The organism is Methanogenium marinum, assembly GCF_028912405.1.
Lineage (GTDB): Archaea > Halobacteriota > Methanomicrobia > Methanomicrobiales > Methanomicrobiaceae > Methanogenium > Methanogenium marinum.
The window spans coordinates 1,342,335-1,367,539 of the sequence record NZ_JAKELO010000002.1; the positions used below are offsets into that span (position 1 = coordinate 1,342,335).

Genomic DNA, 25,205 nt, shown 5'->3' on the forward strand with positions numbered 1-25,205 from the left:
CGGATTCCATGAGAGAGGTGGAGACCTCTGAACGTTCTTCATACCGCTGACTGGCACCTTGGAATGACTCTCTGCGGGAGACGGCGGGACACCGAGGCTGCGGCATTTCTCGACTGGCTGGCAGATGTTATAGAGAGAGAATCCGTTGACCTCCTGCTTGTAACCGGCGATATATTTGACAACGGTACCCCGTCTGCCCGGTCACAGACCCTCTATTACCGCTTCCTGACAAAAGCAGCCGCTGCAGGCTGCCGCCATATTATCATCACGGCAGGCAACCATGACTCTCCGGCATTCCTTGAGGCACCGCATGAGATCCTTGAGGCACTCAATATCCATGTCGTGGGAACCGCTGGTGCAGGAAAACCGGGAGGCACCTTTCTTCTGGACGGGTCTGACAAAACCCCTCAACTCATCGTGGCTGCTGTCCCTTTCCTCCGTGACCGTGATATCCGTCGGTCAGCACCCGGCGCCTCCATCGGAGAGAAAGCCTCACAAGTCCGGGAAGGAGTCCGATCCCTGTACAACGAGGCATGGGAAGCTGCCTGTGCCATGCAGCCATCCAGCGGCCCAAAGGTGCCGGTGATTATTACCGGCCATCTCTTTGCTGCAGGAGGAAAGACCATCGAGGGGGATGGTGTCCGGGACCAGGTCGCCGGGTTTATAGAACGGGTCGGTGCGGACATCTTCCCAACAGATGCTGCATATGTGGCTCTTGGACATCTGCACGTACCCCAGACTGTGGCAGGCATCAATACAATACGATACCCCGGATCGCCGATCCCGGTCGGATTTGGCGAAGCAGAACAGAGAAAGGAAGTAATTCTCGTAACAACCGGGTCTGAGATACCGACTGTGGTACGCCCCGTCCCGGTTCCACAGTTCCGCCGTCTCGCCACCATCCAGGGGGACCTCCTGACAATCAGACATAAAATCGGTGAACTCAGAATGACTGGCGGACCGGTCTGGGCCGAGGTAATATACAACGGTTCTGTTCTCCCGGGTGACCTGATGGGAGAGGTAACAGGGATGACGGAAGGGTCAGAGATTGAGGTTCTTAAGGTCAAAGACATTCGTCTTGTTTCTGAGGCTCTTTCGGCATACCAGTCATGCGAGGAACTTGAAGAACTGACAGAGACCGAAGTTTTTGAACGCTGCATGGAGACAGCAGATATACCATCCGAACAGCAGGAACGGCTGATGGCCACCTTCCGGGAAGTGCTCAGCGCGATGGATTCTGATGGAACTGATGGAGGTAACCTCTCATGAGAATACGGAAAGTACGGCTAAAAAATCTCAACTCTCTTGCAGGAGACTGGGAATTTGATCTCACCGGCGAAGCCTTCAGCGCAGATGGAATATTTGCGATCACCGGCCCCACAGGTTCAGGGAAAACAACCATCCTTGATGCCATCTGCCTTGCACTCTATGGGTGCACACCCCGGCTGAAGACCATCAGCAAGTCAACCAATGAGATTATGCACCGCCGGGCGGCTGACTGTAGTGCGGAAGTGGAGATTGCAACAGCAGGTGGCGTTTACCGGTGTACATGGGCACAGGAACGGGCCCGTGGAAAACCGGACGGTGCTCTGCAGACTCCGCACCACGAAATTGCTGATGCAATCTCCGGGGATATTCTCACCACACGGAAACGTGAGGTGCCAAAACGGGTTGAGGAGTTAACCGGTATGGACTACGACCGATTTACCCGCTCTGTGATGCTTGCACAGGGTGATTTTGCAGCATTTTTAAACGCTTCGCCGGACGAACGCTCTCCCCTGCTTGAGCAGATAACCGGAACGGAAATTTATTCGAGAATATCGGTAGCCGTGCATCTCCGAAGACGGGAAGAACAGGAGATTTTTAAGGTTCTGGAGGCAGAAAGCAGCGGAATCAACCTTCTCCCTGATGAAGAGGTAACCAGACTCCGTGAAGAGAAAGTAACCCTTGTAGAAAACGGCGATAAACTGCAGAGAGGTATATGCCAATGCAGGACAGGGATTGCCTGGCATCAGGAAGGGGCGAGAATTTCCCACACCATTGCTGAAACAGAACAGGAAGAGGCAGACCTGACAGAAGAACGGGCTGCAGCGAAAGAGCGGCTCATTCGTCTCCGGAGAGGTGAAGTGGCCGCCACACAGGAAGGCCCCTACCGCCGGGTGACCACCCTCCGGGAAAGACAGGAAAATGACAAAACTTCCATCATCCGGATTGAAACAGAACTGCCTGAACGGATAGCCGCCGCCAGGAAGGCTGAAGCCGTAGTCTCTTCTGAAGAAGTGAACCTCCGGAATGCACAGAAACAGGCGGAACAGGCTGCTCCGGTCATTCGGGAAGTGCGGGCACTTGACTTGCAGATGCAGTCTGCAAGAGACCATCTCCATGATCGCCTGAGGGAACAGGAGAGAGCAGAACGTGACTGGGACACCGCCCGGAAAGAACTCTCCAAAACAGCAGAAGCAGATTTCATCACCCCGGCAGCAGCTGAAAAATCAGAATTGTTCCTGAAAGAACATGGCATTACAGAGAGTCCGGACACCATCTATCTGACCCTGACAACCATCGCAAAAGAGATAGCAGATGCAGTGCCGGGTGATGCCCTCCGGCTGCTTCCCCCGGAAACCACAAAAACGTGCACCATTGCAGAAGAACAGGTCATCTCCCTGGAACGGACACTTGCAGATATTCCCTGGTACAGAGACCCTGACACTCTCAGAGAGAAAACTACCGTTTGCCAGGAGAAGATAACCCGGCTAAACAGTCTTCTGGACCGTCTCAGGGACGGTGCAGACGATGCACTCCGAAGCAGTGAACTCACCGAACGTATCCGTGAGAAAAAACAGGAGGCAGTCCAATATCAGAAAACAGGGGAAGAATGTGGACAACAGCGTGAAACGCGGGAGCGCCTTGCAGACCAGATGGAGAAAAATTGCCGCCTTGCGGCCCGGGTTCATGACCTGGAGGAGGAACGCTCCCATCTGGAGGCAGGCAAACCCTGTCCTCTCTGCGGTGCCACCATCCACCCGTATGTCATGGACACAGCAACACTCCCCCGTGCAGCAGAGGAAGAACTTCGCCAGGAACGGGCCACAATTGAAACTATCCGTGAGAAAGAGGCCTTCCTTCTTTCGGTGATTGCACGGAGTGAAAGCGAAGCGGAAGCCGCAGAGGAGGGACTCAATGCCATACGGGAACGGGCCATACACCGGGGGGAAGCCTGGACTGAAGGGTGCCGCGAATTCCCCCTTGACCTCAACCTCAATACACCTAACCGTGAGGAGGCTGTGCATGTGGCCCTCAGTGCTGTCAGCCAGACAATTGAACGTTGTAATGCAGCAGATACTGCCATAAGGGCACTCAAAGATCAGGCCCGGTCAACAGAAAATCTCATTCATTATTGCCAACAGGCAATTCAGATATTCGGGGCTGCTGAGCACTGTACAGGACGCACCACCCTGCTCCGGAGTGACCTGGAACACCTCAGGGACAAACGTCAGAACCTTTTTGGTGATATCAACCCGGACGAAGCTGAACGCCAATCTGGCCGGATAATCCAGGAGAAAGATGCGGCATTGAAAATTGCACAGGAACATCATCAGAACATATTAGAGGCAAATGCAAACCTCGATGGGAAAATACAAACACTCCGGGTGGCTATCCAGACACAGGGTAAAGAACTGGAAGAGGCTGAACACCAGTTTGAGGAGGCGGTGTGCAGTGCGGGATTCCTCGGGGAAGGTGACTTCACTGCTGCCCTCCTTTCACCAGAAGAAACAGCAGTCCTCAGGAGCGAGCGCGACCGTCTGGAGCGGAGGCAGGCAGGCCTTGCAGCACGGCATGCAACCGCCCAAAGAGAGGCAGAGGCACACCACGCCTCAGCAGGCACGCAAAAGGATGAAGAAACCCTCACTGAAGAACTAAGTGCTCTCACCACAGCAGAACAGGAATCAAACACCCGCAGAGGCGAAATCCGACAGCAACTCAGGCGTCAGAAAGAGGAGGCAGCCCGGTATGCTGAACAGGAAACACGGATTGCTGCGCAGCGGACCGAAACCGGCCGGTGGGATGAACTCCATGCTCTTATCGGGTCAGCAGACGGGAAAAAGTTCCGCAATTTTGCACAGGGCCTCACCTTTGCGGTGATGATTACATCAGCTAACCGCCAGTTACAGGGGATGAGTGACCGGTATATTCTGATTCAGAATCCAGATCTGCCCCTGGAACTTGCGGTAACCGACAACTACCAGGGTGGAACCGTCCGGTCGACAAGAAATCTCTCCGGCGGCGAAAGTTTCCTTGTGAGTCTGGCTCTCGCCCTCGGTCTTGCTTCGATGGCATCCGGGAAGATAAAGGTAGATTCCCTCTTTCTTGACGAAGGATTCGGGACACTGGACGGGGATGCCCTCGAGATGGCTCTCTCCACACTTTCCTCACTGCGGGATCAGGGAAAAATCATCGGTGTTATCTCTCATGTGCCTGCCTTAAACGAACGAATAGGAACCGTCATCAGGGTCAAAAAAGAGAGTGGCGGAAGAAGTACAGTGAAAGGGCCGGGAGTTATCCGGCACGCGGCCTGAGAGAGAGAAAGAGAGAGGAAAAAAGAGCAAACCGGAATTCACCGTATGAGAGAGAAATCAAAATCTCTCAATTTCTCCTATACATATTTTCCGCAAAATGGTGCGGGTACCGCAAAAACTAAAAAAAATTACCGTGCTAAATAACACGCTTAAATAACATTTTTTTTTCGCATTTTTAGGAAAATTCGATACAGTGAATGAATCAACAATCAGAACAATTTATATCGAAAAATATTCTGCCAAAAGATTGGTTTTGGTTATATATCGGGGACACCGGCACATCGCCGGAGCGTCTCCCGGAGAAGGACACAGACACGCCCTGCAGAAGGGAGGGATGCTGATTCCCGAGGTGTGTGCGCTTCCCAAATATCCGGCCCGAGGGCAATGATGTCTGCCTCAGGAATCTTCTGTGCAATCCAGGCAGTTTCGAGACCCGCATGCAGACCCCGGAGACGCATAGTGGTGCCAAAGAGATCGCGGTACGTTTCCACAACTGCCTCACGGATGGGGGAGTCCTCCCTGTAATGCCAGGCGGGTGCAACCCCCGGAATGGAGACGGCCGCACCTGCCTCCTTTCCCTGCCTGCGAAATCTCTCACCCATCACTGTGAGAATTGCATCTTTATTGCTACGGGCCGAAAGGCCGATGGTCAGCATGCCTGCCTCCTCGCGGACCGTTGCCGGATTGGATGAAGTGGCAACGAGACCAGGGATGACGGGATCCGTTGCACAGACACCTGCAGGAAGATCTGCGAGAAGGGAAACAATACCCGCCGCAGTGTCCGGAGCAAAGACATTATCCTGTGGGGTGGCAGGAAAGATACGTATCCGCATCTCAGGATCTGTTTCGTGGTATGCTTCCCGACAGGCACGACCCTCCTCGCGTATGAACCGGACCGCCTGTTTCACCACCGCACCATCAAGACCAATACAGGCCCGTGCTTGTCCGGGAATGACATTATCCCGTTCACCACCAGTTAAAGAGGTAACTGCACACCCGGTTTCCGCCATAAGACCTGAGAGCAGCTTTCCCAAAAGGGAGAGGGCATTTGCCCGCCCGGAACCAGCCTCAATACCCGAATGGCCACCTTTGCCACCTGCCACTTCCACTGTCTGCCAGCTGACCGGACCCCTGACCCGAATGCGGTGAGCAGGAAAGGTAAATGCCACTGCCATCATCCCCGCCGAACTGGTGGTGATGGCGCCTTCCTCCTCATCATCAAGATTGATTATCGTTGTCCCGGTCACCCGTGCAGGGTCAAGTGATGCGGCGCCGCGCATCGTCGTCTCCTCTTCCCTTGTTGCAATCAACTGAAGAGGCGGGTGAGTCTCTCCCGGATGTTCCATGAGGTGCAGCCCAATCGCAAGGCCGATGCCATTGTCCGCCCCAAGGGAAGTTCTCCGTGCCCGGATAATGCCATCCTCTTCATACCAGTCAATACCCTCACGGGCAAAGTCATGGTCACAGCCCGGGGCCGCCACACAGACCATATCCATATGCGCCTGGAGAACGACAGGCGGTAGCGCCTCTTTACCCCTGCTACCCGGACGGGAAATGAATACATTACCCGCTGCGTCCTTCTCTGCCGTGAAACCCGAGTTCTCCGCCCAATCCAGAAGAAAACAGGCGATACCGTCTTCATTCCCAGAACAACGGGGAATTGCTGCAATCCGGCTGAATATTTCAAGAATCGTTGCTGCGTCTGTGCCGCTGTCACCTGTTGCTCCTTTCCCGTCTTCTTTCATATCATTCCCCTGTTGCAGAAGTGTTCTGCACCATCCCAGATGAGGATTCCTCCTGTGTATGCGTCTATGGCAGTGTGCAGCAGGTATCTACAGAAAAGGATAAATCTCAATTGTAGACAAATCAACTGTTGTCACATCAACCACTAAATACTGACAAACGCTATATGTACTATGAACGTCCCTTTTCCTCCCGACCTTCCGATAGGAGCTCTGCTCTCTATCATTCACCGAAACCGTAATATTCTCCTCAATGAACATACGGGACGTATGGGAATCACAGCAGGTGCGGTAGGTCCCATCATCTATCTTTCAAAACACCCGGACGCCACCCAGGATGAAATCAGCCGCAGACTCATGATCGATAAGGCAGCCATTGCGCGGACCATCCACCGGCTGGAAGAGGAAGGCTGCATCATACGCATCCCGGATGAGACAAACCGCCGGAAATTCTGTATATTTATGACAGAAAAGGGAAGACGGGTCGCAGAAAAAGTAATTGCAGCAGCAGACACCGTTGACCATGAAATTACCGGAAATCTCCCGGAAGAAGCACAGACATACCTGATGCCCATTCTCCGATCAATGGCATACACCAGCAGTACAATGGCAGATAGAGAATTCGATATAAATGACAGAGAAAGCACAGACTGAATCAGGCGCTACCGCCGCTCCGGGCACCACCAGAGGCGTTTCGATTCTCACCGGCGACCCAAAACGGGCCATCATCAAACTCTCAGGTCCGATGATCGTTGCAATGCTGCTCATGTCCATATACAATATCGTCGATGCGATTTGGGTGGCCGGCCTTGGCCCGGATGCACTCGCCGCAATCGGGTTTGTGACACCGGTATTTATGGTTTTGATTGGCTTTTCAAACGGCATCGGTTCCGGGGCCACTTCAGCGATTGCCCGAAGAATAGGGGCAAAAGATCGGGAGTCGGCTAACAATACTGCGATGCATGCCCTCTACCTGACAGTAGCAGTCTCAGTTGTGTTGACCATCTGCTTCCTTGTCTTCCTCAGACCTATCCTGGTTTTGGTCGGAGCCGGGACCACCATCGACCTTGCGCTTGAATATGCCAACATCGTCTTCGCAGGAACGATATTTATCCTCTTCACCAATGTTGCCTATGGTATCCTCCGTGCGGAAGGGGACATGAAACGGACGATGTACGCGATGGCCGTTTCATCTATCGTCAACCTGATCCTTGACCCCATCCTCATCTATGGACTTGACATGGGAATGGCAGGTGCTGCCCTTTCAACAGTGATTTCAATAGGGCTTGTCTCTGCCATCCTTATCTACTGGTTTCTGGGAAAACGCGACATGTATGTCTCCATTCACCGGAAATCCTTTCACTACCAACGGGCCATTATCGCTGATATTCTGAAGGTCGGCCTGCCGGCAAGCGGGGAATTCCTGCTGATGGCAGGGGTAGCAATCATCTTAAACGGTCTTTTTGTCACAGTGGCGGGGACAGACGGGGTTGCGGTCTATACCGGCGGTTGGCGGGTGGTGATGTTTGCCATCGTCCCAATGATTGCCATCAGCGCAGCTGTTATCTCAGTTACCGGCGCCCTGTACGGGGCAAAACGCTATGGAGATATCCAAACAGTCCACTTCTACTCTGTCTGGTTGGGCACGGTGATAGCAATCGCAATCAGCATCCTCACCTGGATCTTTGCACCGCAGATTGCCACACTTTTTGCCTACACCCCGGAAAGTGCCCATCTGCTGCCACAACTGACGGCATTTCTCAGGACGATGTGCTTCTTCTACCCCTTCGTCCCGATGGGGATTATGTCGTCCTCCATCTTTCAGGGCACGGGAAGAGGTCCCACTTCCTTCGTCCTCTCCTTTTTCAGGAATATCGTATTTATTGCATTCTTCGCCTCCCTCCTTGCCATTACCTTCGGCCTTGGAGAATCAGGCGCATGGTGGGGTATTGTTCTGGGCGATGTCGCAGGCGGCCTCTTTGCATTCACATGGGCCAGCCTCTATGTGAAAAAACTCATCAAAAAGAATGGAAACAAAAGGAGCAACGAAACAACGCCGAATTTATAAAAGAAAAGAGAATGGAACACTGCATTCCAGTCTCTGGCCCTGTTTTTTAACCCTCACCCACCAAATGCAGAAAGGGGGCAATGGGTAGAATTCATTTTTTCCCGGCTGAACATTCAGCGCCCGTTTTTGACCAGATATTCTTCCAGCACCGCAAGAGCCGGCACCATATCCCGCCGCCCGAACCCAAACCTGATGTGATGGTCACCGATGCCAAATACCGTTGACGGGAGGAGAATGACACCGGTTTCCCGGATCAGGGTGTCACAGAAGGCTTCCGCACCTTCTTTTCCTTTGAAGCGGGGGAAACAGACCGGCCCGGCCCACGGCTCCTGGCAGGTAAAAAGGCGAGGGTGACGGGCAAAGAATGCGGCAAGCAGGGCACGGTTTTCGTTGATAATCATCCGGTTGCGGGAGATAATTTCTTCTCTGTGGCGAAGGGCAAGTGTTGAGAGGAACTCTGCAGGAGCACTGGTACAAATGGTAGTATAGTCCTTCCATGCAAGAATTTGGCGGATAAGATCAGTGTCCTGTGTCGCAACCCATCCCAACCGAAGGCCCGCAAGGCCGAAACTCTTTGACATCACGCCAACAGAGATACCCTTTTCATACCATGAAGCAACAGACGGGAGGAGGGCATCGGAGTTGTATTCACCGAAGCGGTAGACTTCATCAGAGAAAAGCCATATGCCCTTTTCTTCTGCAATCCCGATGAGATTGTCCAGCTCTGCAGCGGGAAAATGGAATCCGGTCGGATTGTGTGGCGTGTTTATCACAATGCATTTGGTCTCCGGACGAATGAGAGACCATAGTTCTGCCATATCCGGCCGCCACCCATCCTCTTCTTTCATCTGCCAGTAGGAGACCTCAGCCCCGATGTGACGGGCGATTTCATGAAGAGACTGGTATACCGGCGAAAGGACAATGACATGGTCTCCGGGAGAAAGGAGGGCATGCATCGTGACATATATCGCTTCCTCTGCACCCGCAAAGATGACACACCGGTCCGGGCCAATATCACCTGAAACAGCAGATATCTCATCCCGCAGGGCCGGGTCTCCCTGCGATTCGGTATACCCGAACCGCATCGAACAGAAGGCATCGAGTGATCCTTCCTCCATCGCAAATATCTCGCCTGCTGACCACGTTTCACAGTCAGCGGCGGAGAGCATATAAGGAGCTGAGAATTCGTATTTTCCGAAATAACGTTCAAGGGCAAACGGGGGAATCTGCATGTCTGACCCATGCGTACTGAAGGGATAAATAGGCATTGAAGGATGAAGGGATTGAGAAGAAATTGGCATGAATTCCTCTGTCTCTAACGAAATGTAATCCGGACCAATATAAATTCAAAGGCACCCTCTCGCACACTAATGATGAAATGCATCAGATAATGAATGAAAAAATGAAGAGAAAGGAAAACGGAAGGGAGAACATCTACGCACCAAGCTTTTTCAGCACCCATGCCATATTTTTCCCGAGATCCACCATCGTCTGCCGGCCTTCCTGATCACTGTCCACCTCACCAGGGACCAGACCGACACCCAGATTCCAATACGAAGAACCAACAGTCACCATTCCTGTAGTACCAAAGAGATGGTTGATGGAATCATATACATGAACAGCACCTGCACGCCGGACCGCAACCACGGCGGCACCTGCTTTCCTGTTGAGAAGGTTTCCGTTGGCGAGAGCGACAAATCCTGCCCGGTCGATGAGTGCCTTCGTCTCCGGTGTGAGATCAGCAAAATAGGTCGGGCTGCCGATGATGATGCCGTCCGCTTCAAACATCTTCTCCATCCACTCGTTCACGGGATCTCCTGTCAGAACACATTTGCGGTCCAGATTCTCCGCACACTTCATGCAGGCAGTGCAGCCGTGCACACTCTTCCCTCCCACCTGCACAATCTCGGTCTCAATCCCTTCATCTTCAAGAGTCTCACATACCACCCGCAGCAAACGGACGGTATTGCCATCTCTTCTCGGGCTTCCATTAAAAGCTACAACCTTCATCAAAATCTCCACGGGTATAGTCAAAAAACAGGCATTTATAGTTATGGTTTTCAACGAAACCGACCGTGGGCCCATTACCCCGCTACATGTGAGACAGTTTACTTACACTCTAAATAAGGGGGTCCCCGCCCCACACCCCGAAAGAGCAAAACAAGCGTTGAAGGAGAGAGGGTGGGGTGCAGGACAGGTGGCACAGAGACCCTCAGGGACATGCATAGTGTTTGCGGAGGAAATCACGTATTTTCTCTGATTCCAGCCAGCACTGGTCCAGTTCCTTCGCCAATATATCAATCACATATGTCTGTTTCAGAATTTTTTCACACTCATCTATGGGTGAAAGCGAGGAGAGATCGATGATTACCTGCAGGGGATTTCTTATCTCATCGTTCAGGGATTGCAAGCTGTTCAAAATTATGCTCAATCTGCATCAATCAGGCTGGGACACAACCCTATTTGATGTCGACAATAGGCCATTTTTTATCCCTTTGATTAACTAAATGGCACAAGTCAAGTCTATTTTGGTCAATATATTGCCATTCTGGCGAAACAGATTTCGTTCAGTCCCAGCCTGCAATGATTGTTTCTTCTGTTCATTCAGATTGACAAGTTCCGTATTGTCAGTATAGAGTACCGCTACCTGCCCCCCTCGGGGAGAATATGCCTGTGCATGTAAAAGTGGCGAGGAAAAAATGGGTTATAATCCCCAAAGACCGGATAGGCAGAAAGCTCCATATATTTGCTACTGGGAAGCTGTTTTTCTCCAGTATTGCTGGACACCTTCCTCCATCACCCGCTGAACAACTCACCCCTCATAAGGAGTTGTCCGCCCATATAGGAGAGCATAACAGACCTACCCACACTGTTCATCAGGAGAGTGGCACCCCCACGTTATCGCAAATCAGGCCTTCTATTCCATCCGAAAGCACGATAAAACCCGATTCTATGTGGAAACAAATACCATTTGCTCCAGAAATCTCTGGCTGTTTCGCCAGACCCACATTCTTCAGTAAGCATGATACGGTGACAAAAAACAATCAGCAGAAAATGACCCGAATATCAGACATGCAGAAAAACAAGCCATTGTATCAACGAAAATATTGAATTGAAAAAATGTTGTGAAAAACGGGATTACCACCCGAATATTGCAGCTATGACCGTGTCCATCACACCGCCATAGTTCATCCCAAAAAGAATCATCCCAAGTGATAATACGATAAATACTACAAATATCACCGGGTTCCATGCAAGGACTTTCTTCCCGTCCAGGACACTGATTGGCAGAAGGTTGAAGAAGGCAATCATCCCGTTCACCGAGAGTCCCATCGTCCCGATGACAATGATTGGCACTGACTGCACAGCAAATCCTGCAATGATAATCGCAAAGAATAGCGCACCAAGGCACAGATTCACCACGGGTCCGGCAACAGATATGATGCCATTCTCTCTTTTCGTCATCTCACGGCCGGGTTGTGCATAAATAACCGTTGCCCCGGGTGCGGCAAAAACCACGCCCACAAGGGCAGCAAGTGCCACACCCATGAGAAGCATCCCATTGTCCTTCCTGAATGCCGCATAATAGCCAAACTTCATTGCGGTGAATTTGTGTGCCATTTCGTGGAGAATAAAGGCGGCACCAACGGTGATGACTGATATAACGAAAATAAATACCAGATCAATCCACGTATCCCAGCCCCCACGGATAAATACAAGGGTAAACGCAAGCGCAAGTGCAAGGCACGCAATGCCCAGGTCCTTGCGTTCCTCGCGGCCAATTTTATCAGTGATCATGAATGAGTATATTTTCCACTCCCTTTGTATTCAATACGTCGTTACCTGACACCCGTTGTACCAGACCGAAGAGATATTTTTTTACATTCCGGACTAAAAGAGAAGACAGTATGACACTGGAAACTGTCCGTGAAGAGATTGGCCGTATTGACTTTGCATTAATTGACCTCATTGCAGAACGTCAGAAACTCGCGGCAGTGGTGGCTGGCGAAAAACACCACACAGATGTCCCAATAAAAGATCAGGACCAGCGTACCCATGTGCTGAACCGGGCTTTTGAGTATGCCGTCACCTGCAATATTGACCCGGTGGAAGTACGGAAAATCTTTGAAATTCTTATTGCAATGAACGAAGAACGGCAGCGGGAATATTCCGGAGAAGGAAACCTTCCCTGACCTCCGGCTTTTTATCCCTCATTCCAGGTCATTTGTCCTTTGATTCAAAATGGTAATGTTTACGCAGGAAGTCCCGTATCTTTTCTGATTCCAGACACCGCTGGTCAAGACGACGGACGATGCTGTCAATCTCCTGTACCTGCGCCGCCATGATATCACAATGGGCTTCATCACCATTTTCTGCCAGCCCCAATATTACCTGGAGAGGATTTCTGATATGGTCATTGAGAATTGAAAGGTCCTCCATGTTCCTCTCGATCTGTGAAAGAGCCTCCACCTTCTCCTCCTCAAGACACCGGGACTGGATGCCATACGCGATATCATTTGCAAGCGCCTGCAGGGTTGTCAGTTCCTGTTCCGTCACCGTAGCAGATGAACGGATATATACCGAGAGCACTCCCTCAACCTGGTCTCCTGCGACCATCGGGAGGACAAAGACATCAATCTCTTCTGCAGTGCCTGCCTCAACATCTCCCACAGTCCATGGGGAATAACTCACCATTTTTGATGCTATTGCCTCACTCGGGGCAGGGGATGTGCTGATAAACGCTGCATTCGTCTCCAGAAATGCCATGGATGAAACACCCGACACATTAAGTTCATTATCCATACAGAGGGAAATTGAAACAACATAGTATTGATCAAGACGGCCAAACTCTGCACAGGCAGCAGAGAGCAGATGAGTGGTGTCATCTTCATAGATGATGAGCTGAATAATACCGTTTGAAACAGCTATCAGCCGTTCAGACTGATTTTTTCCAGTCTCATCAGTGATAGAAACCGCAAGCTGGTAACTGTCAGGGATAAATGAGAGTGTGATGGAGGTATCATGCACCATTCCTCCGGCATCGACCAGACCAACTGACGGAAGCGTGCGGGGAGGTACTGCTCCTGCAAACATCTGGACAGCATTTTCACGGAACCCGATGCGATCGTCGCCTGTTACCAGGTCTGCAAAGGACAAATTCCCACTGATAAGCGTGCCGAGGGGATAACCCGCCAGATCAGCACCAGTACGATTGGTATTCACAATGGTACCATCTGCGTTCAAAAGGAACATTCCAGTCCCGGTATTCTCAAATACGGTACGGTACATCGTCTCTGATCGGTTCAGCGCCTGTTCCACTCCACGCTGTTCGGTGAGATCGGCTACCAGAACACGCAGCCCGGTGACGATACCCTTCTCCATCATCCGACGGCAGTAGATCATAGCAGGGAACTGGGAACCATCCTGACGGACACAACTAAACTCACTACTAAGAATGGTATCCTTTACCAGGCATACCTGGAACATCTCCCGCATCTCCGGTTGCTCACCGGAGGGGATGAGAGCGAAGATGGCGAGCCCCTCCATCCAGTCCACTTCCCCGTAGCCAAAGAGGGTATCTGCAGTAAGATTTCGGAACATAATCCCCCCATCATACTCAACTTCAAAGGCAGGAAGAGGGAGAAAATCAGCAAAATCATGGAACCTTCGTTCACTTTCAGTCAGGGTCTTTTGCGCAGTTACCCATGCGGTGATATCACGCATCGCGAGCACAAAACGCGTCTCGCCATGCATCTCATAGGAGGACACGGCCACTTCCACCGGAAACCGGGCGCCATCTTTTCCCCGTGCTCTGACCTCAATGTGGCCATCAGTGATGCCAACCTGCCCGGCCTCCATTGCGGTGGAGAGATACGATAGAGAATCCGGGAAGAGCCCTTTCACCCGGTGCGACTGCATCTCCGCAAGGGAATATCCAAATATTGCACATCCATACCGGTTCACATCCCATATCCGATCCGGCATCCCGTTTTTGTCACAGGTACCAATGATAAGACACTCACGTGCATTGGAAAATACTGCCTTCAGAGTCTCCACATTTTCAGTGAGCGCTGTTTCAGTTTTCCGGAGCGCAGTGATATCACGCCCAATCGTAATTGATCCGGATATGGTGCCGTCCCTTTTGTAGTGTGTATGTACGTTCCACTGGATCACATGCTCATCCCCCTCTCCGGTGGCAATCACCGACTCTATCATACCAGTCGGGTGTGCCGGGGAAAGAGAGGAGAGAAATTCCTCCATTCCTGTTGCACCATTACTAAAAAAAAGAGGGATGTATGACTTTCCGGTTATGGCTTCATGTGTGGTACCGGTAAGAGTGCAGTAAGCTTCATTTACATACGCAACCGTGCCTCCCGCTGTCATCCAGATCAAAGGATCACTTACACTGTCAACAAGACACGAAAACCGATGTTCTTCATCATGTAGGTGTCCTGAAAGGTATGAGACAAGAACACTGATCGCAACAAAGAGCACTGCCCGACCACCGGCTGTTAAGATGACCAGCGTGGTGCTGCCAAATCCTGCCACAAGTAAAATATAGATGATGCCTACTGAAAGCGCAAAAAGTGGAACCTTCCGCCGAAACCAGTATGCCTCTAACACTATCGGGATATAGAACAGATGTGCCAGCAATATCGTGACACCCATCATGAGACCTGCTGACACAACAACAAATGAGAGAACGGTCAGGCTGGAAATAACAATTAATTCCATTGCCCTTTGAGAATCCTGACCAATTTCTGCCATATTCATAACAAATTTTCGGGTATACTGTGTTAAATAGATGTCGAAGAGGTGTTTCCACTTCAGGACAGATGAATCATCGTCCCTACTCCATTATCGGTGAACAGTTCCAGGAGCAGATTATGCTCTCGGTTGCCATTGATGATATGGGCTGAAAGAACACCGTGATTCAGTGCATAGAGACATGAATCCAGTTTTGGGATCATCCCACCCACAATGGTTCCATCCATGATGAGTGACTCTGCTTCCTGCACCGTCAGACGCTGATAGGTGCGGGTGCGGTTCTCATTCATCACCCCATCTATATCTGAGAGGTTTATGAGCTTATATGCATTCAGGGCAACTGCAATCTCGCCTGCGGCAGTGTCAGCATTGACATTGAGGGAATGCCCCTTTCGATCGATTGCAACCGGGGCAACCACAGGGATATAGTGGTTTTCCAGCAGGTCTTTTAGAATTTTGGGATTGACCTCCTCAATATCACCAACAAGCCCAAGGTCGACCTCCTGTGAGGTTTCATCCACCATCACAGTCTTTGTCCCTGCCTTGCGTGCAATGAGCAGGTTTCCATCGTTACCGGAGATACCCACCCCGAGAGCACCAAACTTTGCAATGTCGGAGACAATATTGTCGTTTATTTTGCCCACAAGTACCATCTGGGCAATCTCCATCGTTTCAGAGTCTGTTATACGCAGACCTGCCACAAACTTCGGTTTTTTACCCATCGCCACCATCTTCTCGGTAATCTCAGGGCCACCACCATGGACAAGGACAACGTTTATTCCCACATACCGCAGGAGAACAACATCCTGGATGACAGTATCGAGAATCGTTTGATCCACCATAGCATGCCCGCCGAGTTTGATGACGATCGTCTTCCCGTGGAACCTCTGGATGTAGGGCATCGCCTCGATAAGCACTTCTTCGCGTTTCATGTTGTATACTTCCCGTTTATCTCCACATACCGTTCTGTCAGGTCACATCCCCATGCAGTAGCCGATGCGGTCCCATCGTCAAGCAGCACTTCAAAAATAACTTCCGACCCACCCATCAGGGACGCCGCTTCCGCGAGTGCCTCCGGGTACATCACATTGTCTGCACAGATTTTGCCTTTATCCGCCAGAACTACCCTTCGGGTGCCGTCTGTCACAGCAATGATCGCCCCGAACGGATCAAAGTCCACCCCGGCACGGCCGGCAGCAGCGATGATTCGACCCCAGTTTGGGTCATTTCCATAGACTGCAGTCTTCACTAATGGGGAACCAACAACTGTCCGGGCAATAGTGGCTGCATCCTCTTCTGTAGAAGCGCCTGAAACCCTGACCTCGATAAGTTTGGTCGCACCTTCACCATCTGCAGCAATCTGGCGTGCAAGAGAGATACATACCTCCTCCAGTGCCTCCTGGAAGACAGACATATCCGGCGTTTCCCGATAACCGGTGGCAGTACAGAAGAGACAATCATTCGTTGAGGTGTCACCGTCGACAACGACACGGTTAAAACTCCGCGTAACCGCCATCTGAAGTGCTTCCTGAAGATCCGGAGCTCCTATTGTGGCATCGGTGTAGACGAAAGCAAGCATTGTTCCCATATTCGGGGCAATCATACCGCTCCCCTTGGTTATTCCCGCTACCACAAAGTTGTCACGAATCACTGCCGCATGCTTTTCGGTGAGGTCAGTTGTCATGATAGCCCGTGCAGCATCAGTCTCTGCTGAGTCATCGCTGCGGAGCATAGCACCTGCCTCTCTGATCTGACGGGTCACAGTGTCCATCTTCATATATCGGCCGATGACACCCGTTGATGCGACCCCAATACGTTCCGGGACGGTCCCAAGCACAGCCGCTGCATCCTCAGCCATCCGGCAGGCGTCGGCGTAACCCTGCTCGCCGGTAAAGACATTGGCATTCCCCGCATTGACGACAATACCATCCAGGGTACCTGCCATCATGCGTTCACGCATCAGGCGAACCGGCTCCGCCGATACCAGATTTTTTGTGAATACTGCTGCAGCAGTTCCGGATGCGGCAATAAGCGCAATCCCGTACTTACCCTCACGCACACCGGCCGCCCGGACACCTTCAACGAGGCAGATGCTCTTCATTACTCCTCCGGTTCTCCGTAGCGTGCCCCAATTCCACGGACCAGATCTGCCCGGGTTACGATACCCACCAGTTTCTCGTCTTCAATGACAAGCAGACGGGCAATGCCCTCTTTCATCATGAGACTGGCTGCTTCCTCTATATCCATACCCGGTGAGGTGCAAATGAGATCATCTGACATCACATCTGAGATTGGCATGTTACCGACATCAGAAAGTGCCTCTTTTGTCTTCTCCCAGTTCATCAGTTCACGAATGGGGATTTCAATAATTTCAAAGGGCGATGGTAGCCAGAGGTCGTCATTTATTTCCGGCATTGTGAGGAGAGAGAGGATATCTGTCTCAGTCACAATACCAACCGCTTTTCCATTCTCTGTTACTGGTATTCCGCCGATACGATTCTTCTTCATCAGGAGGGATACTTTGCTTACCGGAGTATCTGTGGTGACCGTTATCGGCCGTGGAGTCATTACATCTTGAACTTTCATCACGTGTTCACCGCTGTTTTTTATCAGGGCTGCAGAGGGACGACCATCAGGCCATCAGCTTCTGCGCACCCGCACATCAGATTCATATTCTGGATTGCCTGCCCGGAGGCACCTTTTACCAGATTGTCAATTGCAGAGACGGCAACAACCCGTTTTCCACCTTCCTCAACTTCGAATGCCACATCGCAGAAGTTACTTCCCCGTACACCGGAAAGAGATGGCCTCTGGAGACGCACAAAGAATTCACGGGCGTAGAAATCCTCATAGAGTGCATCCACTTCCTCCTGAGTAATCGGTTCATCAAGAAGGATGTGAGCGGTCGTGAGGATGCCACGATTCACCGGCAAAAGATGCGGGGTGAAGTGCACAGAGGCAGAAGAACCCAAAAATCCCATCTCCTGACGCATCTCTGCCACATGCCGGTGTGCAGTCATCTTATATGCGGTAAAGTTGTCGCCAACATTGGTATACATATTGGTGACCGAGGGTGAGACACCCGCACCGGATACCCCGGTTTTTGAGTCATAGATAATAGTATGAGCCCGTTTCGCAAGCGGGGCTGCGGCAAGTGTTGCACCAGTCGGGAAACAACCCGGATTTGCCACAAGGATGGACCGTGGGATCTCATTTCTGTGCAGTTCCGGGAGGCCATAAGGCACAGTATGGTAATCCGTGTGCTCAACACCATATACCTTCTCATAAGTGTCCTTAGGGAGGCGGTAATCTGCCGAGAGATCAATGGTCCGGATCCCTCGCTCTATCAGGGAACCGGCATAATTCATTGCAGCAGTGTGCGGCACAGCAAGGAAGGCAACATCTACATCGATATCACCCACATCAGGATTCGTATATTCCAGGTCAGTAAATCCCCTGAGGTGCGGATGGGTCAGGGCAACCGCTTTTCCCGCAAGCTTTCGGGAGGTTGCACAGACCACCTCTCCTTCAGAGTGACTAGCAAGGAGGCGGATGAGCTCTCCACCAGTAAAACCTGAAGCTCCGATGATCGCAATTTGCATAAAAAAGGTATCGTTCTATACAGGAATTAATTCTTTCCTGAAACTACGTCAAAGAGCAGCTCTGCAGTCTCCTCAATATATGCCTGATCCTCAAGATGCATCACCATTTCACTGCTGAAACCGGCAGTTCCCTCTGCCGCACCAAGCCATGATCCACAGATAAAACCAATAGTGTCGGTGTTTCCCCCAACATGGGTAGCAACCTTCAAAAACGCATCATCATGACCAAAACGAGAAATTAAGAAGAGAGCTAAGGGATAGGTGTGATAAACCGAGACATCATTACCCACATTAATCAGTGCGGCCTCAAGCGAAAGGCCTTCTTTTTCCAAAACACAGGCATTCCTGATTGACCCCGCGAGCTGGGAGTCATACTCTCCTGCAATCTCTTCTGCCACGCGGAAGGGGTCAGGATGCCGGTGCATCACCGCACGAAGAAAAAGGGCGTAAGAGATAGTGGCACCATAGGCAGCCGGATGGGTATGAGTTACCCTGCAGGCAGCCTGCAGGCACTCGCGCATCTCGTCGCCATCCTTACAGACTAGGGCAAATGGAACCGCCAGGGGCATACATCCGGCAGTTGTTGAAGCACGACCGGAGTCATGCAATCCGGCAGTGATATGTGCACAGGCGGTAGCAACAGCTCCATCAGGGAATCTCAGCCTTTTTCTTGCATGCATGGCAGCAAGCTTTCGGCCATATTCTTCCGGAGTAAACGCCCCTTCCCCTAACAATTCTGCCGCACATAACATCATCTGGGTATCATCTGTGAACTGACCTGGCCGGAGGCCCTCGTTTGGGTGGCGGCGCAACGGTTTTGCATAACCCTCATCAAGACGCGAGAGGGAGGGGGGCAGCGTCTCCTGCGGCATCCCCAGTGCATCACCAATGGCAGCACCCAGCATGCATCCCCTATACCTGCTGAGCATATATGATAATATAGCGATGCCGAAGGGAAAAAAGCTCTGCAGAATATGAAGAGAGAAAGGGGAGATATTTTTTCAGAACCCAACTTGCCCATTGATGACAATCTGGCGTTCCTCAGTCATCTCTCTGATGGCATACCGTGGACCTTCCCTGCCAATTCCAGAGCGTTTTGTACCTCCATAAGGCATATGATCCATCCGGAATGTCGGGATGTCATTTACAATGAGCCCACCGACAGGGATGCCACGGGCCGCCTCCCGAATACGGGTCAGGTTATTGGTGAAGATGCCAGCCTGTAAACCGTACGGGGTATCCGCTGCCATTGCAACTGCTTCTGCCCATGTATGATATGCGGTGAGAGTGAGACCGGGGGCAAAGAGTTCTGTTGCATTTACGTTCATCTCCGGGGCGGTGTTTTCCAAAACTGTCGGATGGAGAATCGCACCCTCACGTTTTCCACCGGTACAGCAGACCGCACCTGCCTCCACTGCCTCCAGAATCTTCTTCTCTGCTGCAATCGCCGCAAATTCGCTGATCATCGGACCAACATCGGTCTCTGGTGCCGCCGGATCGCCGGTGACAAGGCTTGCGGCACGTTCACAGATTAAGAGCCGCATTTCCTCATAAACCGCATGATGAACGAGAACACGCTGAACTGAGATGCAGGCCTGTCCGCTGTACGAGAAGGCACCCTGCACGATCCGGGCGGCCGCGTAGGTAAGGTCAGCATCTTCGTGGACAATAACTGCTGCATTACCCCCAAGTTCAAGGCCGACCCGTGGAGTTCCGGCAATCCCCTGCAGATGCCATCCCACCTCCGGACTGCCGGTAAACGAGACCATGGAAACCCGCGGGTCACGAACCATTGCCTCTGCAGTCTCAGAAAGACAGGGAAGAACCGAGATAGCCTCAGGAGGCACACCCGCAGCCAGAGCTGCTTCACCGAGGAAGAGGGAAGAAAGCGGTGTTTTTGATGCTGGTTTCAGGATACAGGCATTGCCTGCAGCAAGGGCAGGCCCGAGTTTGTGGCAGGCGAGGTTGAGCGGGAAGTTGAAAGGAGTGATACCGAGGATGATACCCAGTGGGACCCGGTAAAGGTATCCGGTCCGCCCCTCCCCACCTTCGGTCCAGTCGAGGGACAAAATTTCACCCCCGATACGGCGTGCCTCTTCTGCTGACACACGGAGGGTGTCAACTGAGCGTATCACCTCCCCTTCTGCCGACCGCCGGGGTTTTCCGGCCTCAGAAACGATGAGCGCTGCTGCCTCGTCTGCGTGCTCATCGAGGTAGTCTGCCATTGCCATGAGACACTCTGAACGCCGATATGCGGGAAGAATACGCATCTGTTTAAAACCAGCTTCTGCTGCAATGAGAGCATCATTGCAGTCCTCTCTTCCTGCTAAACATACTGATTTCACCGTACATCCGAGATATGGATCAGCGACGTCCAGGACAGCAGGGCTGGTACGCCACTCGCCGCCCACAAGAAACGGTTCTGAACTCTCCATGGAAAATACTATACCATCCCCTCATATTTAATCCATAAGTTATCCGGGCTCCCCCGGTCTGACCCTCTTTTCCCAGTCTGTCACCGACAGATACTCCGGTAATATGATGATGCAAAACATTTCCATTTTCATCCTATACTCCGCAGGGATACACATGTCTGTGAGAAAGAACGAGCCGGATACACACCCACATATATAGCAAAATTGCCTCAGCACCGGACTCGGATACTCTTAAGAGGATGCTGTTCTAATGGAGAATTGATGTTTGCAGCCCGCGTATTTGAGACAGATTTCAGGACCGCACTGGAAGAAGAACTTGACCGGCGTGGCATGAGCATAAAGGAATTGGCAGGAATGGTGGGCATCTCTCCTGCTACCCTCTATAAGATCACGTCCGGGGACCGTGACCCCCGCTTCTCACTGGTGAAGGCAATCGCGGATGCATTAGACCCTAAAGAGAAAGACTTCGTAGCGATTATTGCTGCAAAGTTTCTCCTCGATGAAATGCAGTCAGTGAAATATACAGTAAACGATACGACCTACCGCATCCATGGTTATAGCGCAAATACGATGGAAGAAGTGATCATCGCCGCAGTCCATGCCGAAAAAGATGGCGCCATTGGCATCATCTGTGCCCCAATTCTCACCACCCTCGTGGAGCGTATCGTCGATATTCCGGTGGCCATCATCAGACCCAGCCCGGATGCCTACCGGGCGGCCTTTGAATCTCTGGTACGCATCCGGGAATAAAATGGCAAATTCAGATTTTTCAGATTTTTCAGATTTCCCCGGATTTATACAGGCATAAAGAATGTGTAGTATCTCTCAGAGAGATTGCCTGAAATACGTCTCCAGCACCCGGAAAAGCGTGCAAAAAAAGGATCGAATTTGATAAACCAAACCTGATTATTTTCGGGACCTTCCACCTACTGCAGCGAAGCCCGCTCCAAAAAGCAGGCCTGCTATCACCACAACAAGGGGAGCAGGTGATTGTGTAGGAACCGGATAATTTTCACCAGACAGCAGGCTCTCTGACGCTGTCTGGGTCGAAACGGCCACAGAGGAACTCAAACTGTTTCCTTCGATACCTACCTTCTGTCCCATCTCTTCCGGTACTGCAGCACTCTGCTGAATAAATCCACTGACACGGGTGCCATCAGTCACCGCGATCAGTGTACCGTCACCATCCATTGCAGAGGCAACCGAGGCGTCCACACCCGGAACCAGGCCAACTGGTGTGCCATCCCTCCCTATAAATCGGATACCCTGCCGGTCTGCAACAGCAGTAATCGTTCCATCTCCGGATACCGAGACACCCCCCGAGTGTGGTGAAGTGCCTGACCAGAGGAGACCGCCTGCCCGTGAGAGAAGGACGACGCTACCATCTTCTGATACCGCAGCGATGGTCTGTGCACTGCCTGCCAGGGCAACAGATGTCACTGGCTGGTGGGAGAGGCTGTAGGTCCAGCGTTCCTCTCCGGTGTCCGAGAAGAGTACCACATCCCCAGTGTCTGTTCCCCCTGCGATATACGTTCCATCAGGGCTAATGGCAACCGAAACCACGTCATTGCCTGTATCCGTGCTCCCGACGAGGGATCCTGTGGCATTATAGATACACAATGTCTCATCATCGAGGGCAGCCACAACCCGACTGCCATCCGCGGTCACAGACACATCATTCACATAATTTCTGGATCGTACGGTTGCAAGTACCGTGCTGTCCTGATGCAGCACAAGAATGCCATCACCACCTGCCACCAGTATTTCACCGTCTCCAGAGAGGGAAACAGAACTGTAACTCCCCACAGGGCTGCGCCAGAGCTCAACAAAATTCATATTGAGAAGAACAATGCCGGCATCCCCGACGAGGGCGCCATATGCACCGTCACCGGAAACTGCCACATCTGTGATGCGAAATCCGGGTTGATCAGCACCAGCGGGCACCCATTCCCCTGCCATGGCCGGGGAAGAGAGAAAGAGAAAAGAAAGGAATATGGCGATTACAGCCGGTATCCGTCCAATCAATCCTTCTGCCCCCTGAGACAAAGCCCTGCAACAGCTAAGGAAGCCAGAGCACCTATGAACGGAGCGGGGGTCTGTGTTGCAACCGGATGAGAAGTATTTCCTTCAGTGAAACACTCTGGATGGATATCACGTGCCACTATCTCAAGTGCATCTACAATACGCGGGCTGCCCCGGTCGATGACGTCAGAGTCAACCAGATATACCCGTTCTTCTTTGACAGCGGAGAGACCCTGGAACCGGGGTTCTTCGGTAACATAACGATAGAGAATATCATAATTGCTCACTCCCATGCCAGAACCGGAATTCGCAATGATGACATCCGGGTCGGTGACGATGAACTCCTCCATACTCACAATTTCCCAGCCACTCACCGAAGAAAAGGCATTGGTAGCACCAGCCATAGCAAACATCTCATCCTGAAATGAACCACTGCCGCTGACCCAAATGGGATCATTCCATACCATATGAACAACAGACGGGGTGGTGTCAGCACATGCAACTGCAATTTTTACCGCGTCAATTCTGGCCTGCATGTCACCCACCACAGCTGCGGCTTCATCATCCGACCAGGTCGCTTCACCAACGAGCTGAATATTGTCCATCACATCTCCAATCGATGTAGGGTTGAGGGAAATGACAGTGAGGCCCAGACTGTCCAGATGATCAATTACCTCTGCAGTATTGCCATACGCCGCCAAAACAAGGTCGGGTTTTGCCTGCAGGACTTTTTCGATATTCACCGAACTGTAGCCGCCAACCTTCTCAACAGTAAGTGCCTCTTCAGGGTAGTTGCAGTAGTCGGTCACCCCAACCACCTTGTCCCCAAGACCCAGTGCATAGAGGATCTCAGTATTTGCAGGTGCGAGAGAGACAATCCGCTGAGGTTTGGCAGGGATGTATACCTCCTTTCCAAAATCATCAGTAACAGTTCGCCCACCTGCGTCCTGGACAGGGATTGCTCCGGGAGAGGGAGGGGGGGTCACTGTTGCCACCGGTTTTGCCACGGGTGTTGGCGGTGCAACGGGTACTGCATTCTCATCCGGAATGATAGGAAATGGTTTGCCGGTTAATGCCGGGATTGCAGTCGCTGTCATCCTGCAGGGAAGGTCAGTCAGAACGGACGTCCACCGGAAATATCCCTCATCTGCCTGGAATGCCAACAGGTGGGAGACCGGTGTGTTGCCAGTCGCAGTCGTCCAGGTAAGAGGATCCTCACCTGCGGCGACGAGTGCCTGAATGACCCAGGAGTCTGAAGCTGAGTTTGTCGCACTCGATCCGCCGTAATTAAACCCACCGTCCGCCTGTTGTTTGGACTTCAGATACATAACCACATCACGAATAACAGGTGCATCTTTTGGTGTGCCCCCTGCAATGAGGGCCTCTGTTACCGATGATGTATCATCACAGTCACTTTCAGCTCCTACTGCCCAGCCAAAGCCGCCATCTTCATTCTGCTGAGATTTGAGCCATGCAACCGCGTTTGCAGTATCCTCACCGACCGCAGAGAGGGCCATCACTGCCCAGCTTGTCGTGTAGATATGTTCTCCATAACGACCATCTTCCCGCTGTTTCTTCTGCAGGAGTTCAACGAAGTCATACCCCTCAAAATTCCGGGGGTCTTCGCCTGCTGCAACAAGCGTGATGATGAGTTTTGATGTTTCTGAGGTGCCATCGATTCCAACAGTTTCATCTGCCACAGTATGCAGGTACTCACCCGCTGAGGCACCGCCCGCCGACCACTGGTCAGGATCGCTGCCTGCTGCCGCTATTGCAATGATAGCCCAGGTGGAGAGTGCGGGAGAAGACTCTTTTCCATCTTCAGCAAACCCACCGTCTGCCTGCTGGCAGGAGGAAAGGTAGGCAAGCGCACTATTGACTTCATCATTGTCTGCTGTGAGCGGATATGCCCCGACCGTGACCACAAGGCACGGAACGAGAAGAAGTATTAAAAAAAAAATATGTGTTTTTTTGTCCATTTTATTCAGCCT

The 25,205-nt window shown here is 51.8% G+C and carries 20 protein-coding genes; 6 read left to right on the forward strand and 14 right to left on the reverse strand.

Annotation, left to right across the window (positions count from 1 at the left end):
* The first annotated feature begins 27 nt into the window (after nucleotides 1–27).
* A complete protein-coding gene (locus L0665_RS06915) occupies nucleotides 28–1,269 on the forward strand; it encodes an exonuclease SbcCD subunit D C-terminal domain-containing protein (protein WP_274925732.1) in 1,242 nt (413 codons plus the stop codon).
* Nucleotides 1,266–4,577 (forward strand): AAA family ATPase, encoded by a 3,312-nt coding sequence (locus L0665_RS06920; protein ID WP_274924965.1) that lies wholly within the window; start codon nucleotides 1,266–1,268, stop codon nucleotides 4,575–4,577. The genes L0665_RS06915 and L0665_RS06920 overlap by 4 nt, the downstream gene beginning before the upstream one ends.
* 257 nt (nucleotides 4,578–4,834) lie before the next feature.
* Here L0665_RS06920 and pepD read toward each other — a convergent pair whose 3' ends face one another.
* A complete protein-coding gene (gene pepD, locus L0665_RS06925) occupies nucleotides 4,835–6,322 on the reverse strand; it encodes a beta-Ala-His dipeptidase (RefSeq protein WP_274924966.1) in 1,488 nt (495 codons plus the stop codon).
* A 171-nt stretch (nucleotides 6,323–6,493) separates the two neighbouring features.
* Between pepD and L0665_RS06930 the strand changes: the two genes are divergently transcribed.
* A complete protein-coding gene (locus tag L0665_RS06930) occupies nucleotides 6,494–6,973 on the forward strand; it encodes a MarR family winged helix-turn-helix transcriptional regulator (RefSeq protein WP_274924967.1) in 480 nt (159 codons plus the stop codon).
* Nucleotides 6,951–8,387: an MATE family efflux transporter gene (locus L0665_RS06935; protein ID WP_274924968.1), complete on the forward strand. Its 1,437-nt coding sequence runs from the start codon at nucleotides 6,951–6,953 to the stop codon at nucleotides 8,385–8,387. Before L0665_RS06930 ends, L0665_RS06935 begins: the two co-directional genes overlap by 23 nt.
* A 113-nt stretch (nucleotides 8,388–8,500) precedes the next feature.
* Here L0665_RS06935 and L0665_RS06940 read toward each other — a convergent pair whose 3' ends face one another.
* The 4 genes from L0665_RS06940 to L0665_RS06955 all read right to left on the reverse strand — a co-directional run bounded on the left by L0665_RS06940 (nucleotide 8,501) and on the right by L0665_RS06955 (nucleotide 12,185).
* The gene (locus tag L0665_RS06940; RefSeq protein ID WP_274924969.1) at nucleotides 8,501–9,619 is read right to left on the reverse strand and encodes an aminotransferase class I/II-fold pyridoxal phosphate-dependent enzyme; all 1,119 of its coding nucleotides are present in this window, start codon (nucleotides 9,617–9,619) and stop codon (nucleotides 8,501–8,503) included.
* A 202-nt stretch (nucleotides 9,620–9,821) separates the two neighbouring features.
* Nucleotides 9,822–10,397, reverse strand: a complete 576-nt coding sequence (locus L0665_RS06945) for a flavodoxin family protein (protein ID WP_274924970.1) — start codon at nucleotides 10,395–10,397, stop codon at nucleotides 9,822–9,824.
* A 202-nt stretch (nucleotides 10,398–10,599) separates the two neighbouring features.
* Entirely contained in the window at nucleotides 10,600–10,806 is a 207-nt protein-coding gene (locus tag L0665_RS06950) for a hypothetical protein (RefSeq protein WP_274924971.1), read from the reverse strand.
* 719 nt (nucleotides 10,807–11,525) lie between these two features.
* Entirely contained in the window at nucleotides 11,526–12,185 is a 660-nt protein-coding gene (locus tag L0665_RS06955) for a zinc metalloprotease (protein ID WP_274924972.1), read from the reverse strand.
* A gap of 110 nt (nucleotides 12,186–12,295) precedes the next feature.
* Between L0665_RS06955 and L0665_RS06960 the strand changes: the two genes are divergently transcribed.
* Nucleotides 12,296–12,580, forward strand: a complete 285-nt coding sequence (locus L0665_RS06960; RefSeq protein ID WP_274924973.1) for a chorismate mutase — start codon at nucleotides 12,296–12,298, stop codon at nucleotides 12,578–12,580.
* A 28-nt stretch (nucleotides 12,581–12,608) separates the two neighbouring features.
* On the opposite strand, the gene L0665_RS06965 is transcribed toward L0665_RS06960, so the two are convergent.
* The 7 genes from L0665_RS06965 to L0665_RS06995 form a co-directional block, all read right to left on the reverse strand.
* A complete protein-coding gene (locus tag L0665_RS06965) occupies nucleotides 12,609–15,161 on the reverse strand; it encodes a PAS domain S-box protein (RefSeq protein ID WP_274924974.1) in 2,553 nt (850 codons plus the stop codon).
* 53 nt (nucleotides 15,162–15,214) lie between these two features.
* Nucleotides 15,215–16,087 (reverse strand): acetylglutamate kinase, encoded by an 873-nt coding sequence (gene argB, locus L0665_RS06970; protein WP_274924975.1) that lies wholly within the window; start codon nucleotides 16,085–16,087, stop codon nucleotides 15,215–15,217.
* The gene (gene argJ, locus L0665_RS06975) at nucleotides 16,084–17,256 is read right to left on the reverse strand and encodes a bifunctional ornithine acetyltransferase/N-acetylglutamate synthase (protein WP_274924976.1); all 1,173 of its coding nucleotides are present in this window, start codon (nucleotides 17,254–17,256) and stop codon (nucleotides 16,084–16,086) included. Before argJ ends, argB begins: the two co-directional genes overlap by 4 nt.
* A complete protein-coding gene (locus L0665_RS06980) occupies nucleotides 17,256–17,741 on the reverse strand; it encodes a CBS domain-containing protein (RefSeq protein WP_274924977.1) in 486 nt (161 codons plus the stop codon). Before L0665_RS06980 ends, argJ begins: the two co-directional genes overlap by 1 nt.
* A 23-nt stretch (nucleotides 17,742–17,764) precedes the next feature.
* Nucleotides 17,765–18,757 (reverse strand): N-acetyl-gamma-glutamyl-phosphate reductase, encoded by a 993-nt coding sequence (gene argC, locus L0665_RS06985; protein ID WP_274924978.1) that lies wholly within the window; start codon nucleotides 18,755–18,757, stop codon nucleotides 17,765–17,767.
* 26 nt (nucleotides 18,758–18,783) lie between these two features.
* Nucleotides 18,784–19,686: an ADP-ribosylglycohydrolase family protein gene (locus L0665_RS06990; protein ID WP_274924979.1), complete on the reverse strand. Its 903-nt coding sequence runs from the start codon at nucleotides 19,684–19,686 to the stop codon at nucleotides 18,784–18,786.
* A gap of 72 nt (nucleotides 19,687–19,758) precedes the next feature.
* Nucleotides 19,759–21,192 carry an aldehyde dehydrogenase family protein gene (locus L0665_RS06995; protein WP_274924980.1) on the reverse strand — a complete coding sequence of 478 codons (1,434 nt, stop codon included), beginning with the start codon at nucleotides 21,190–21,192 and terminating at the stop codon, nucleotides 19,759–19,761.
* A gap of 261 nt (nucleotides 21,193–21,453) precedes the next feature.
* On the opposite strand from L0665_RS06995, the gene L0665_RS07000 reads away from it, so the two are divergent.
* The gene (locus L0665_RS07000; RefSeq protein ID WP_274924981.1) at nucleotides 21,454–21,942 is read left to right on the forward strand and encodes a helix-turn-helix domain-containing protein; all 489 of its coding nucleotides are present in this window, start codon (nucleotides 21,454–21,456) and stop codon (nucleotides 21,940–21,942) included.
* A gap of 156 nt (nucleotides 21,943–22,098) precedes the next feature.
* On the opposite strand, the gene L0665_RS07005 is transcribed toward L0665_RS07000, so the two are convergent.
* Together L0665_RS07005 and L0665_RS07010 are read right to left on the reverse strand one after the other, a co-directional pair.
* Entirely contained in the window at nucleotides 22,099–23,217 is a 1,119-nt protein-coding gene (locus tag L0665_RS07005; protein ID WP_274924982.1) for a WD40 repeat domain-containing protein, read from the reverse strand.
* On the reverse strand, nucleotides 23,214–25,193 hold the full coding sequence (locus tag L0665_RS07010; RefSeq protein ID WP_274924983.1) for a helical backbone metal receptor: 1,980 nt from the start codon (nucleotides 25,191–25,193) through the stop codon (nucleotides 23,214–23,216). Before L0665_RS07010 ends, L0665_RS07005 begins: the two co-directional genes overlap by 4 nt.
* Between the last annotated feature and the right edge of the window lie 12 nt (nucleotides 25,194–25,205).

Coding starts and splice junctions, on each gene's coding strand:
- pepD (WP_274924966.1), bottom strand. CDS start 6,322: ATGAAAGAAGACGGGAAAGGAGCAACAGGTGACAGCGGCACAGACGCA.
- L0665_RS06930 (WP_274924967.1), top strand. CDS start 6,494: ATGAACGTCCCTTTTCCTCCCGACCTTCCGATAGGAGCTCTGCTCTCT.
- L0665_RS06935 (WP_274924968.1), top strand. CDS start 6,951: ATGACAGAGAAAGCACAGACTGAATCAGGCGCTACCGCCGCTCCGGGC.
- L0665_RS06945 (WP_274924970.1), bottom strand. CDS start 10,397: ATGAAGGTTGTAGCTTTTAATGGAAGCCCGAGAAGAGATGGCAATACC.
- L0665_RS07000 (WP_274924981.1), top strand. CDS start 21,454: ATGTTTGCAGCCCGCGTATTTGAGACAGATTTCAGGACCGCACTGGAA.
- L0665_RS06965 (WP_274924974.1), bottom strand. CDS start 15,161: ATGAATATGGCAGAAATTGGTCAGGATTCTCAAAGGGCAATGGAATTA.
- argJ (WP_274924976.1), bottom strand. CDS start 17,256: ATGAAGAGCATCTGCCTCGTTGAAGGTGTCCGGGCGGCCGGTGTGCGT.
- L0665_RS06920 (WP_274924965.1), top strand. CDS start 1,266: ATGAGAATACGGAAAGTACGGCTAAAAAATCTCAACTCTCTTGCAGGA.
- L0665_RS06995 (WP_274924980.1), bottom strand. CDS start 21,192: ATGGAGAGTTCAGAACCGTTTCTTGTGGGCGGCGAGTGGCGTACCAGC.
- L0665_RS06990 (WP_274924979.1), bottom strand. CDS start 19,686: ATGCTCAGCAGGTATAGGGGATGCATGCTGGGTGCTGCCATTGGTGAT.
- L0665_RS06960 (WP_274924973.1), top strand. CDS start 12,296: ATGACACTGGAAACTGTCCGTGAAGAGATTGGCCGTATTGACTTTGCA.
- L0665_RS07010 (WP_274924983.1), bottom strand. CDS start 25,193: ATGGACAAAAAAACACATATTTTTTTTTTAATACTTCTTCTCGTTCCG.
- argC (WP_274924978.1), bottom strand. CDS start 18,757: ATGCAAATTGCGATCATCGGAGCTTCAGGTTTTACTGGTGGAGAGCTC.
- L0665_RS06980 (WP_274924977.1), bottom strand. CDS start 17,741: ATGAAAGTTCAAGATGTAATGACTCCACGGCCGATAACGGTCACCACA.
- argB (WP_274924975.1), bottom strand. CDS start 16,087: ATGAAACGCGAAGAAGTGCTTATCGAGGCGATGCCCTACATCCAGAGG.
- L0665_RS06955 (WP_274924972.1), bottom strand. CDS start 12,185: ATGATCACTGATAAAATTGGCCGCGAGGAACGCAAGGACCTGGGCATT.
- L0665_RS06940 (WP_274924969.1), bottom strand. CDS start 9,619: ATGCAGATTCCCCCGTTTGCCCTTGAACGTTATTTCGGAAAATACGAA.